The sequence below is a fragment of the Kineosporia sp. NBRC 101677 genome (assembly GCF_030269265.1).
Lineage (GTDB): Bacteria > Actinomycetota > Actinomycetes > Actinomycetales > Kineosporiaceae > Kineosporia > Kineosporia rhizophila.
Window position 1 is genome coordinate 183,481 of sequence record NZ_BSTA01000001.1, and the last position, 12,229, is coordinate 195,709.

General features: G+C 70.4%; 12 protein-coding genes. 1 reads left to right on the forward strand and 11 read right to left on the reverse strand.

Features of this window, described 5'->3' with window-relative positions:
- Positions 1-86: 86 nt before the first annotated feature.
- The 11 genes from QSK18_RS00810 to glmS all read right to left on the reverse strand — a co-directional run bounded on the left by QSK18_RS00810 (position 87) and on the right by glmS (position 10,972).
- Positions 87-557, reverse strand: coding sequence for a hypothetical protein (locus tag QSK18_RS00810; protein ID WP_285616296.1), 471 nt, complete (start codon positions 555-557; stop codon positions 87-89).
- Between the two features lie 32 nt (positions 558-589).
- The gene (locus QSK18_RS00815) at positions 590-757 is read right to left on the reverse strand and encodes a hypothetical protein (RefSeq protein ID WP_232811313.1); all 168 of its coding nucleotides are present in this window, start codon (positions 755-757) and stop codon (positions 590-592) included.
- Between the two features lie 31 nt (positions 758-788).
- The gene (locus QSK18_RS00820) at positions 789-1,088 is read right to left on the reverse strand and encodes a hypothetical protein (RefSeq protein ID WP_232811312.1); all 300 of its coding nucleotides are present in this window, start codon (positions 1,086-1,088) and stop codon (positions 789-791) included.
- 204 nt (positions 1,089-1,292) lie between these two features.
- Positions 1,293-2,339, reverse strand: coding sequence for a tRNA (adenosine(37)-N6)-threonylcarbamoyltransferase complex transferase subunit TsaD (gene tsaD, locus QSK18_RS00825; RefSeq protein ID WP_232811311.1), 1,047 nt, complete (start codon positions 2,337-2,339; stop codon positions 1,293-1,295).
- Between the two features lie 10 nt (positions 2,340-2,349).
- Positions 2,350-2,787: a ribosomal protein S18-alanine N-acetyltransferase gene (rimI, locus tag QSK18_RS00830; protein WP_285616297.1), complete on the reverse strand. Its 438-nt coding sequence runs from the start codon at positions 2,785-2,787 to the stop codon at positions 2,350-2,352.
- Positions 2,788-2,798: 11 nt separating this feature from the next.
- Positions 2,799-3,476 carry a tRNA (adenosine(37)-N6)-threonylcarbamoyltransferase complex dimerization subunit type 1 TsaB gene (gene tsaB / locus QSK18_RS00835; protein ID WP_285616298.1) on the reverse strand — a complete coding sequence of 226 codons (678 nt, stop codon included), beginning with the start codon at positions 3,474-3,476 and terminating at the stop codon, positions 2,799-2,801.
- Positions 3,477-3,488: 12 nt separating this feature from the next.
- Positions 3,489-4,055 carry a tRNA (adenosine(37)-N6)-threonylcarbamoyltransferase complex ATPase subunit type 1 TsaE gene (gene tsaE, locus QSK18_RS00840; RefSeq protein WP_285616299.1) on the reverse strand — a complete coding sequence of 189 codons (567 nt, stop codon included), beginning with the start codon at positions 4,053-4,055 and terminating at the stop codon, positions 3,489-3,491.
- Positions 4,052-5,395 carry an alpha/beta fold hydrolase gene (locus tag QSK18_RS00845; RefSeq protein ID WP_285616300.1) on the reverse strand — a complete coding sequence of 448 codons (1,344 nt, stop codon included), beginning with the start codon at positions 5,393-5,395 and terminating at the stop codon, positions 4,052-4,054. The genes tsaE and QSK18_RS00845 overlap by 4 nt, the downstream gene beginning before the upstream one ends.
- Positions 5,396-5,407: 12 nt before the next feature.
- On the reverse strand, positions 5,408-6,601 hold the full coding sequence (gene alr / locus QSK18_RS00850; RefSeq protein WP_269810154.1) for an alanine racemase: 1,194 nt from the start codon (positions 6,599-6,601) through the stop codon (positions 5,408-5,410).
- An 855-nt stretch (positions 6,602-7,456) separates the two neighbouring features.
- Positions 7,457-8,998, reverse strand: coding sequence for an NAD(P)H-hydrate epimerase (locus tag QSK18_RS00855; protein ID WP_285616301.1), 1,542 nt, complete (start codon positions 8,996-8,998; stop codon positions 7,457-7,459).
- 111 nt (positions 8,999-9,109) lie between these two features.
- On the reverse strand, positions 9,110-10,972 hold the full coding sequence (gene glmS / locus QSK18_RS00860) for a glutamine--fructose-6-phosphate transaminase (isomerizing) (RefSeq protein ID WP_232811292.1): 1,863 nt from the start codon (positions 10,970-10,972) through the stop codon (positions 9,110-9,112).
- Between the two features lie 270 nt (positions 10,973-11,242).
- Between glmS and coaA the strand changes: the two genes are divergently transcribed.
- A complete protein-coding gene (coaA, locus tag QSK18_RS00865) occupies positions 11,243-12,160 on the forward strand; it encodes a type I pantothenate kinase (RefSeq protein ID WP_352396443.1) in 918 nt (305 codons plus the stop codon).
- Positions 12,161-12,229 lie beyond the last annotated feature (69 nt).

Sequence of the window (12,229 nt, forward strand, 5' to 3'; positions counted from 1 at the left end):
GTGGCCTGCTCGGTTCTAGTCCGGGCTCGCAGTCGTCCCCGGCTTCAGAACCGCGAGTTGCGCTCGTGGTCGTGGTCGATCGCCGGTCACCCCTGGGCCGACAGGTGGGCGAACGTCCGTGGCTCAGGAAAGACTTCCAGGACCTCTGGCCACTGCTCCCATCCGTCCCAGTCCTGGTTCAGGGTCACCAGCCCATCCCTGAATTCGAGAACGATCGCGTCCAGGTCGTAGTGCTCCTCCAGCAGGACGCCCTGCGAAGTGTTGCCGCTCATGCCCAGCACCGCCTTCATCATGCTGCGGTGCACCCGGATCATCGTCTCGTCGCCGGAACGACTGAGGTCCTCGAATATCAGGGTCAGATTGCTGTCCAGGGCGAACGTGTTCAGAGCGGTTTCGCGATCCACTTCATCCGGCTCTACGGCGTTGACGAGCAGCTTGTCCACGTGCACAGACGGAATGTCGTTTTCACCGACCTCCACCGACCCGCCCAGGAGTTCTGCGACCTGGGCCAAGGAGTCTTCGAGAGGACGCTGTGCCGGGGTACGGATCAGCAGCATGAATTCGTAAGACATTGGTGAAACCCTTCCCGTTAAGGCCAGACCCTGCTGACTGCACCGTTCTTGACGGCCAGCACTTCCCGAAGACCACTCGGCGCCTTGCGGGCCAAGAACTCTCGCAGCTGGTCTTCCGAGAACTGGCTCTCGTCAAGATTGACCACGAATCGATCGGCCTGCCTCTTGCCGATCTTCTGGCGCATCTTGCTTCGAATATTCTCCAAGGGGGTCACACTACGCGGCGCGTAACAGCAGTAACCCGCTGGAACTCACGTCACTCGAAGACCCGCCGTGAGCAAGTGCCTGCACCCGCCCGATGGTTGCGGTTGCTGAGGAGTACGCCTCGGCCAGCACCGACTCCAGAGCCTGAAGATCAACGGTCAGCGACTCCGCTCGTTCGGCTGAGCCCCGGGCCCCCAACTCCAGGAAGACTTCATGTAACTCTGCAGCCAGGGAAACGGCCTCGCCGCCCAGCTGTTGTGACGCCGCAATGAGGTTCAGGCATTCAGCCTGGCGGTTCAGCAGATCCTCCAAGCGGCTCATCAGGTTGCCGCCCCCACAAGAGCCATCTGATTCACCTTCCGCTCAATGTGCTCTTCGGTAGTCAGTAAGTCAACGTCTGCGGCATCGAAGCAGAAGAGCCTTAGGACGACATTCCGAAGAATAGAAGGAGAGCACGGGACCAGCCGCTCAGGCGAGAGGCCCACGGGGCTCTCACCGGCGTCCTCAATGGGGTTTTCAGGCCTGGACGAGCGTGACCGGCATTGAACTGTCGGCGGGCAGGGTGAGGTCGGAGGGGGTGCGGCCGGTTTGGACCATGCGGGCGCCGAGAGCAGCCACCATGGCGCCGTTGTCGGTGCAGAGCTTGGGGCGGGGTACGCGGAGGGTGATGCCGGCCTTGTCGCAGCGCTCCTGGGCCATCGTGCGCAGGCGGGAGTTGGCGGCCACTCCCCCGCCGATCAGCAGGTGCTCGACGCCGTTCTCCTGGCAGGCGAGGACTGCCTTGCGGGTGAGCACGTCGACGACGGCTTCCTGGAACGAGGCTGAGACGTCGTTGACCGGGATGCTGACGCCGTCGGCCTCCTGCTGCTCGACCCAGCGGGCCACGGCAGTTTTCAGGCCGGAGAAGGAGAAGTCGAAGCGGTGATCGCGCATGTCGTGGGCGGCGCTCAGGCCTCGGGGAAAGCGGATTGCGGCGGGGTCGCCTTCGCGGGCGGCCTTGTCGATGAGGGGGCCGCCGGGGAAGCCGAGGCCCAGCAAGCGGGCGACCTTGTCGAAGGCTTCGCCGGCTGCGTCGTCGATGGTGCGGCCCAGGGGCTGCACGTCGTAGGTCACGTCCGGCACCATCAGCAGCGAAGAGTGGCCGCCGGAGACCAGCATGGCCACGGCCGGCTGGGGCAGGGGGCCGTGTTCGAGGATGTCTACGGCGACGTGGGCGGCCAGGTGGTTCACGCCGTAGAGGGGTTTGCCCAGGGCCAGCGCGAGAGCCTTGGCTGCGGCTACCCCCACCATGAGTGCGCCGGACAGGCCCGGGCCGGAGGTGACGGCGATCGCGTCGAGGTCGTTCAGGGTGACTCCGGCGTCGGCGCAGGCGCGGCGCAGGGTGGGGACCATCGCCTCGAGGTGGGCGCGGCTGGCGACCTCGGGAACCACCCCGCCGAAGCGGGCGTGTTCCTCGACCGAGGAGGCCACCGCGTCGGCCAGCAGCGTGCCGCCGCGGACGATGCCCACCCCGGTCTCGTCGCAGGACGTCTCCAGGCCGAGGACGAGCGGTTCTTCTCTCACGGTTCTTACCCTAGGTGAGTGGACGTAGTCGCATGACCCAGGCGTCGATGTCGCCGGGCTGGTAGTAGCGGCGCCGGATCGCGATGCGCTCGAAACCGCGGGCGGAGTACAGCTTGATCGCTGCTTCGTTGTCGGCCCGGACCTCCAGGAGCAGCGACGTCGCGGCGCGCTCGCGGGCCTGGTCGATGAGGGCGTCGAGCAGCCCGCGCCCGATCCCCTGGCCCTGGGCGTGCGGGGCTACCGCGACGGTCTGCACATCCGCCTCCAGACCTGGCGCCAACAGACCTGCGTACCCAAGGACGTCCGTTGTCTCGGGGTTCTCGGCCACCACGTACCACCGGGTCTCCGGGTGCGAGAGCTCCGACCAGAACATCTCGGCCGACCACGCGGTGTCGCCGAAAAGCTCACGCTCCAGCGGCATCAGGGCCTCGACGTCCCACCAGCGCATCGGGCGCAGTCTCACTTCAGGACGCGTTTCCGGCTGATGTTGGCCTGCGCGTCGGGGCGCCTCAGATACAGCGGCTCGGGCTCGAGCACGAAGCGTTTGTCCAGTGCCGCAAGGGAAGCCAGGGCTCCGGCGGACGGGTCGAGCGAACCTTCCAAGGGCTGATTGAGGACGTCGGGGTAGAGCAGTGCGCCTCGGCCCGCCACCCGTAGTCCTTGCAGTTCGATGTCGGCCGCGGCGCTCACCTCGGGCAGTTGCGTACGCACGGGCACGCTTACCCCGTCGATCTCGGTGACGTCGTAGCGGGCCCAGTAGACCTCGCGACGGCGGGCGTCCATCGCGGCGATGAAGCTGCCGATTGCCCCGGCCCGGACTGCGTCCAGGGCAACTGCATCGAGACTGCAGACGCCCTTCACCTCCAGTTCGAGGGCGTAGGCGAGCACGTTCGCGGTGACCAGGCCGACCCGCAGCCCGGTGAAGGGCCCCGGGCCTACCCCGGCCACGACGCCGGTGAGCTGCGCCCGGGTGCGCCCGCTCTCGGCCAGCACCGCCTCGATCAGCGGGGTGAGCTGCTCAGCGTGTTTGCCGCCCTGCTCACCGGCGCGCTCGGCCAGCACTCGTTCGCCGTCGTGCAGGGCGACCGAGACCGTGGCCGACGCGGTGTCCAGGGCCAGGGTGAGCTCTTCGGTCATCGTGATGGTCTCTCAGATCGAGGGCAGGTCGACACCGGCCCAGCGGGGGCCGAAGCCACGCAGCCGCACCGTGCGGGGTTCGTCGCCGGAGGTCTCCGGGTCGTCGGGGCCGGATGCACCGCGCGGGCGCGCCAGCCGGACCTCGAGCCGGTCCGAGGCCAGACCCTCGACCAGGCCCTCGCCCCACTCGACCACGGTGACCGACTCGGACAGGTCGGCATCCAGGTCGAGGTCGTCCACCTCGGAAAGCGTCTCCAGCCGGTAGGCGTCGACGTGGACCAGGGCCGGGCCCCCGGTCAGGGCCGGGCCCCCGGTCAGGGCCGGGTGCACGCGGGCGATCACGAAGGTCGGGCTGGTGATGTCGCCCCGCACCTGCAGCCCGGCGCCGATGCCCTGGGTCAGCGTGGTCTTGCCCGCGCCCAGGTCGCCGGTGAGGACCAGTAGGTCTCCGGGGCGCAGCACCCCGGCGATCAGCTCGCCGAGTTCGCGCATCGCGGCCGCCGAGGGCACGCTGGACGTCACGGTCGCGGCCGGCTCGTCGACCGACCCGGCCGGGTCGGCACGGTGCGCCCCACTCACCTGTGACCGCCTCCTCGTTCGCTGTTTCCGGTGCTGAACGGCGCGCGCAGAGAACGGCGCCGCTCACGTACGGGGGTCACGGTACGACGTCCCCAGCCCCGCCGACGAGTCGGAGGCTGTACCGATGTCTTCTCGGCGACGTCGGCGAGCAGTTCGGCCAGGTGCGTGTTGACCAGCTGGGGGTGCTCCAGTGGCAGCAGGTGCCCGGCGTCGCGGACCACCACGTAGTCGGCGTCGGGCAGCTCGGCGACGATGTCGTCGCTGTGCGCCCGCGGGATCAGCAGGTCCTTCTCGCCGGCCATGACCAGCAGGTCGCGGCCGTTCAACACGGCCAGCGCGACGCGTTTGTCGTGGCTGCTGAGCGTGGGCAGGAAGTCGGAGATCACTTCCATCCGGGTCTGTGCGATCAGCCCGGCGGAGAACCGGACGAGCTCGGCGGGCACCGGGGAGGCGAACGAGTAGCGGCGCACCAGAAGGCTTTCCAGCTCGCTGCCGAGCCGGCGGGTGTGAGCCACCAGGTTCCCCTGCCGGGCCAGCAGCCGGGCCGCGGTGGGGGCGACGGTCATCATCGCCCGGCCCAGCCCGGACAGGCCGAGGTCGAGCGCGCCCAGGCCGCCGGCGCTGGTGCAGAACAGGCCGACGCCGACCACCCGCTCGGCGAAGAGCTCGGGGCGCTGCTCGGCCAGGGACATCACCGTCATGCCACCCATCGAGTGGCCGAGCAGGACGAGTGGGCCGTGCGGCGCCACCTCGTCGATGACGGCCCCGAGGTCCTTGCCGATCTGCTCGATCGTGGACGAACCGGGTTCGCCGGTGCCGGAGCGGCCGTGCCCGCGCTGGTCCCACAGCACCAGCCGGTACCGGCCGCGCAGGGCCAGGCGCTGGTAGTGCCAGGCGTCCAGGCTGAGCGAATAGCCGTGCGAGAGGACGACGGTCAGGCCCGGTTCGCTGGGCCCTGGCTCGCCTTCCGCATCGTCCACGTGACGATTCACCGCCGGCTCGTGCACCCAGTCCGGATCGGCCTCGTCCACCTCGACGTGCAGCGGGACCTCACCGCTCAACACGACCCGCGCCTGGCCGCGCAGAGAGCCCAGAGGCGGCCCGCCACGTCCGTCAGTTTCCTCGTCGATCAGGGAGACCTGCTCGGCCTGGGCTCCGCGCAGCATGCGGGCCACCTGAGCGCGCTCGGCGGCCAGTCCGAGCACCGCGCCGACTCCGGTGGCGGCCAACCCCACCCCGAAGGCCAGGGCAGTGCGCTCGGGACGCCAGTAGTTCGGGCGTACGGCGGTGGGGTCGATGACGGGCTGCGGGGCGGGCTGCTGCGGTTTCTTCTGGATCATGCCGGTGCCGTCCTAGCGTTGGTCCGGTTCGGTGCCGGCCGACCCGACGTAGAGCCGGGGCACGCGGCTGCCGATCCGGGTGACGATCTCGTAGCCGATGGTGTCAGCCGCCTCGGCCCAGTCCTGCACCGTCGGCTCACCCGGGGCGCCACCGAAGAGCACCGCCACGTCCCCGGCTGCAACCTTGCCGATCCCGTTCGGGGCCAGGTCCACCACCACCTGGTCCATGCACACCCGGCCGGCGATCCGGAAGGTCTGGCCGGCGAGCTGAACCGGCCCGGAATTGCTGGCGTGCCGCGGGATTCCGTCGCCGTAGCCGAGCGGCACGACGGCCAGTTCCGTGTCGGCCGAGGTGGTGTAGGCGTGCCCGTAGGAGACTCCTTGCCCGGCCGCCACCTGCTTGACGTTGGCCACCCGGCCCAGCAGCGTCATGGCCGGCCGCAGGCCGAACTCCTGCGGCGGCCGGCCGGGCAACGAGCTCACCCCGTAGCCCGCCAGGCCCGGCCGGACCAGGTCGAAGTGTGAGTCGGGATCGCTGAGCAGGGCCGGCGAGTTGGCCATGTGCCGCACCTCGAACCGGGCCCCGGCCGCGGTGGCCAGGTCGATCGCAGTGCCGAAACGCTTCAGCTGTTCCTGGTTCACGGCCGAGCCGGGGCTGTCCGCCTCGACGAAGTGGGAGAAGGCACCGACCACCGAGACGAGACCCTCTGCCTGCAGTTTCAGCGCGTCCTCGACCAGCTGGGGCCACTCCGCCAGGGTGACGCCGTTGCGGTTCATGCCGGTGTCGACCTTGAGGTGCAACCGGGCCGGGCGGCCGACCTCGCGGGCCGCATCAGCAATCTCCCGCAGCGCCCAGCTCGCACTGACCCCGAGGTCGACGTCCTGCCCGACCGCCGCAGCGAAGCTGTCGCCCGGGACGATGAGCCAGGACAGCACCGGCGCAGTGACGCCGGCCGCCCTCAGCTGCAGCGCCTCCGTGATCTGGGCGGTGCCGAGCCAGGCCGCTCCCCCGGCGAGCGCAGCACGGGCACTCGGCACCAGGCCGTGTCCGTAGGCGTCGGCCTTGACCACGGACATGACCTGGGCCGTTGGCGCGTGCGCGCGCAGCGCCCGGACGTTGTCGGCGATGGCGTCCAGGTCGACCACCGCGGCCGAGGGAAGCCCCGGAGGCAAGGCGATGCGGGGGCTCGACGTGGGCACGCTCATAACCGCCGATTGTCGCAGCCGATGTGCGGGTTTGCCGCTCAGGCCCCCAAGCCCTCAGGTCCTCAGGTCCTCACCCTCAGGTCCTCACCCTCAGGTCCTCACCCTCAGGTCCTCACCCTCAGGTCCTCACCCTCAGGTCCTCACCCTCAGATCCTCACCCTCAGATCCTCAGGTCCCCAGGTCCCCAGGTCCCCAGGTCGCCAGGTCCCCAGGTCGCCAGGTCGCCAGGTCCTCAGATCCTCCGGCCCGGGGCGAGTGCTCGCCGTGGTGCCGTTCGGGGTTGCTCAAGGATTCAGCCCTGCTCCCTCGGGGGGCGCGAAACGCCGAAGCAGGGGGGCAAGGAGTTTGATCTAAGGATGGATGCGACGATCCGTAAACCTTGGACCCCTAGGCTTTATTGATTTACCGGGAATCGTTTCCTTCGTATCCCCTTCCCCGGCCAGGCCTGTGTCTGTGCGTCTGTGGGCGGCCGGTGTGAGGTGCTCGCGCCGGCTGGAGGGACGGGCATGGTGTGAACGCGGGCCGTGGTCGTGACCTGGAATTGCACGCCGACTGCAGAGCACCGGCACCAGCACCCGGTGGCGGTCTGGGCTGCGCCGATCGGGCCGCGGCTTTCCAAACGTTCTCAGGTTGTCTGCGCTCGAGGCCGCCTGCCGCTCACGGCCGCCTGCCCCTCACGGGTTGTCCGCCCCTCACGGCCGCCTGCCCCTGAAGGGTTGTCCGCCACTGAAGGGTCGTCCGCCGCTCAAGGGCCGTCCGCCGCTCAAGGGCCGTCCGCCGCTCAAGGGCCGTCCGCCGCTCAAGGTTGTGTGCACCGCCGGCGATCAGGGAGAAGGCGACGACCACTGCGGGTCCTCAGTGCCGCAGCAAACCCGCCACCGTCGACGAAACCTGCTCCGCCACGTCCATGCTCGTGATCGGTCCACCTCCCGAGGCCCGCCCGGCAGCCTTCCCGTGTACGTACGCAGCCACGCTGCCCGCGTCGAACGGGCTCAGTCCACTGGCCAGCAGGGCCCCGGCGATCCCGGCGAGCACGTCGCCGGCCCCGGCGGTGGCCAGCCAGGAGGGTGCCTCGGCCTGGCTTCGGGCATGGCCGTCGGGCCGGACCACCAGCGTGGTCGAGCCCTTGAGCAGCACCGTCGCGCCGGTCAGCCGGGCTGCGGCGTGGGCGTGGCGGTAGGGCTGCACCTCTACCTCTTCGCGGTGCACCTCCTCGCCCAGTTCGGTGAGCAGCCGGGCCAGCTCGCCCGCGTGCGGGGTGAGCAGCAGCTGGTCGGAGCGGTCGGGGACGCCGCCGCTGGAGTCGGTGTGGGCGCGCAACTCCTCGGGGAAGAGTCCGAGGGCTCCCGCGTCGAGCAGGCAGGGCTGGCCCGACTCCAGCGCGGTGTGGATGGCCTCGGGCTGGTCGTCGTTGGCCTCGGGCACGACGCCGGAGCCGAGCAGCCAAGCCTGCACCCGGCCGGGGCCGGCGACCACTTCCGGCCAGGCGGAGCGCACGGCCGCCGTGGCGTCTTTCGGCCCTACGTAGCGGATCATGCCCACGCCGGTACGCAGCGCACCGGCGACGGCGAGCACGGCCGCGCCGGGGTAGCCGGCGGAACCGGCCACTACGCCGAGCACCCCACGCCGGTACTTGTCTGCGCTCGGCGGTGGCACCGGCCAGAGCCGGGCCACGTCGGCCGCCGCCAGTCGGCGCACCAGGGGCTCGTGCGGCAGGTGGGGGGTCAGGCCGATGTCGACGATCTCCAGGTCACCCACGGCAGCACTGGCCGGGGGCAGGAGCAGGCAGGCCTTGGCGGCGCCGAAGGTCACGGTCAGGTCGGCCCAGACGTGCGAGGAGCCGGTGGCGCCGGTGTCCGGGTCCACCCCGCTGGGCAGGTCCACGGCCACCACTGCGGCGTGGTCGGGGATCCGGTCGACCAGGCCCGCCGCCGGTTCGCGCAGGCCCGGGCGGCCGCCCAGACCCAGCAGGCCGTCGACCACCAGGTCGGCCGCCTCCAGGTGGGTCCAGGCCTCGACCGCCGTCTCGGGGCCGACCTCGACGCAGCGACCGCCGGCCGCCGCGAGCGCGTGGATGCCTGCGCCGTGCACCTTTTCGGAGGTCAGCAGCGCGGTGACGGCCACGCCCCGGCCGACCAGCCGGACGCCGGCGTAGAGCGCGTCACCACCGTTGTCGCCGGGGCCCACCAGGAGCACGGCCCGGCGGCCGGACACCCCTCCGGTGCGTTCCCGGAGCACTCGGGCGCAGCTCACGGCCAGCCCGGCGGCGGCCCTCTGCATGAGGGCCCCCTCCGGAAGGGTGGCCATCACCTGCTGCTCGGCCTTACGCAGGTCCTCGACGGGGTAGGCCGCAGGACCATGCTGGTGGCGGCCCGCCTTTGGGTTCGCACTCCTCATCCGCCCATCTAAGCAACAGACGGCGGCCGCGCACCTCTCCCCCGGCTCGGACCCGGCAGAACGGGCGACGCACGTCACCCACACGCGCGATGCAGCGGTGCCGGACCGGACCTACTCGACGGTGACCGACTTGGCCAGGTTGCGGGGCTGGTCGACGTCCAGGCCCTTGGCCGTGGCCAGCTCGCAGGCGAACACCTGCAGCGGGACGACAGTGACCAGGGGGGCCAGCAGCGTGGGCGTCTGCGGGACGTAGATCACCTCGCTGGCGTACGGCACCACGTCGGTGTCGCCCTCTTCGGCGATCACGATGGTGCGCGCACCCCGGGCGTTGATCTCCTGGATGTTGGAGACCACCTTGGAGTGCAGCGAGTCCCGCCCACGGGGCGAGGGCACGACCACGAAGACCGCCTGGCCGGGCTCGATCAGGGCGATCGGGCCGTGCTTGAGCTCACCCGCGGCGAAGCCCTCGGCGTGGATGTAGGCCAGCTCCTTGAGCTTGAGAGCACCCTCCATCGCCACCGGGAAGCCGACGTGCCGGCCGAGGAACAGCACCGAGCGGGTGTCGGCCATCCACCGGGCCATGGTGCGCACCTGCTCCAGGCCGTCCAGCACCTTCTGGATCTTCTCCGGCATGGCCTGCAGCTGGGCCAGGATCTCGCGCAACTCGTCGGGGAACTTGTTGCCGCGCACCCGGGCCAGGTAGAGGCCGAGCAGGTAGCAGGCGGTGATCTGGGCCAGGAAGGCCTTGGTCGAGGCGACCGCGATCTCCGGGCCGGCGTGGGTGTAGAGCACCGCGTCGGACTCGCGCGGGATGGTCGAGCCGTGGGTGTTGCAGATCGCGACCACCTTGGCGCCCTGCTCGCGGGCGTGCCGGATCGCCATGATCGTGTCCATCGTCTCGCCGGACTGCGAGATCGCCACGACCAGCGTGCGAGCGTTCACCACCGGGTCGCGGTAGCGGAACTCGTGCGACAGCTCGACCTCGGTCGGGATCCGGCACCAGTGCTCGATCGCGTACTTCGCCACCATGCCCGCGTAGGCCGAGGTGCCGCAGGCCAGCACCACGATCTTGTCGATCGTGCGCAGCACCGACTCGTCGATCCGCAGCTCGTCCAGCACCAGGTTGCCGGCCACGTCGGTGCGCCCGAGCAGGGTGTCGGCCACCGCCTGGGGCTGGTCCATGATCTCTTTCGCCATGAAGGAGGGGTGGCCGCCCTTCTCCGCCGCGGCCGCGTCCCAGTCCACGTGGAAGGCCTTGCCCTCGACCGGGACGCCGTCGAAGCCGACGATCGACACCGAGGCCGGGGTGATCGTGACGATCTGGTCCTGGCCGAGCTCGATCGCCTCGCGGGTGTGGCCGATGAAGGCCGCCACGTCCGAGCCCAGGTAGTTCGCGTTCTCGCCGACCCCGACCACCAGCGGCGAGTTGCGGCGCGCGCCGACCACCGTGCTGGGCACGTCCGCGTGCACGGCCAGCAGCGTGAAGGCGCCCTCGAGCCGGTTGGCCACCAGGCGCATCGCCTCGGTCAGGTCGCCGCTGGTGGTGTAGGCCGCGTTCAGCAGGTGCGCGGCCACCTCGGTGTCGGTCTGGCTGAGGAACTCCACGCCGTCGGCGGCCAGCTCGGCCTTCAGCACGGCGAAGTTCTCGATGATGCCGTTGTGGATCACGGCCACCCGGCCGCCACCGGCCAGGTGCGGGTGCGCGTTGGCGTCGGTCGGGCCGCCGTGGGTGGCCCACCGGGTGTGCCCGATGCCGGTGGTCGCGGCCGCCGGGGGCGCGGCCTGCAGGGCCTCCTCGAGCCGGGCCAGCTTGCCCGAGCGCTTCTCCGTCCACAGTTGGCCGTCGATCTGCAGGGCGACCCCGGCGGAGTCGTAACCCCGGTACTCCAGGCGCCGCAGGCCTTCCAGGACGACGTCGAGCGCCCCCGGGTTCGCCGAGGCCGGATCCGTCACGTAGCCCACGATTCCGCACATGGTTGCGAACTCTAGTCGGCCCGCCGAGGGCTCAGAGCACGTTCGGTGGCGGTTAGCCCGATCACCCCCATCGACGGCCGCTTTCCGTCACCGGCCTGATACCGCCGGTGAATGTGAGATAGGCCGTAACCAGGCCGGACCCTGGCCGTTACCCCGAGGGGCACAATGTCTGCCGTGCAGAGGCGCCTGGACCCCCTGAGTGCACCGGAACGCCACGAAGGCGCCGGCGCCCGATCCGACCGGGCTGTCACCACCAACAGCACCCCCTACGTGGAGCTGGACCGGGAGGCCTGGCGGGCGCTGCGGGCGAACACCCCGCTCACCCTCACCGAGGACGACGTGGACCGCCTGCGCGGTCTGGGCGACCTGCTCGACCTGCGTGAGGTCGAGGAGATCTACCTGCCGATGAGCCGGCTGCTGAACCTCTACGTGGCCGGCACCGCCCAACTGCACCAGGCCACCTCCACCTTCCTGCAGGAGGCCCCGGCCCGGACGCCGTTCGTGATCGGCATCGCCGGGTCGGTGGCGGTGGGCAAGTCCACCACCGCCCGCATCCTGCGCGAGCTGCTGACCCGCTGGCCCGGCACCCCGAGTGTGGAGCTGGTCACCACCGACGGTTTCCTGCACCCCAACGCCGAACTGGACCGCCTCGGGCTGATGAGCCGCAAGGGTTTCCCGGAGTCGTACGACGTGCGCCGGCTGCTGCGCTTCGTGGCCGACGTGAAGTCCGGCAAGCCCGAGGTGAAGGCCCCGGTGTACTCGCACCTGACCTACGACATCGTGCCCGGTGAACAGGTCGTGGTGCGGCGGCCGGACGTGCTGATCGTGGAGGGCCTGAACGTGCTGCAGCCGGCCCGGGTGCGCGCCGACGGCCGGCAGGGCCTGGCGGTCAGCGACTTCTTCGACTTCTCGATCTACGTGGACGCCCACACCGACCAGGTGCGGAAGTGGTACGTGAACCGGTTCCTGCGCCTGCGCGAGACCGCGTTCACCCACCCGGAGTCGTACTTCCACCGCTACGCCGTGCTGTCCGACTCCGAGGCGGTGGCCACGGCCGAGCGGATCTGGCGCGAGATCAACGAGAAGAACCTGGTCGAGAACGTTCTGCCGACCCGGGGCCGGGCCACCCTGATCCTGACCAAGGGCGCCGACCACGCCGCCCGACGGATCCGTCTGCGCAAGCTGTAGCCGCCTCAGGCAACCTGCCCCCGGCCTCCCGGCGTGTGAATCAACACCGATCGTGAGGCAAGGGAAAGG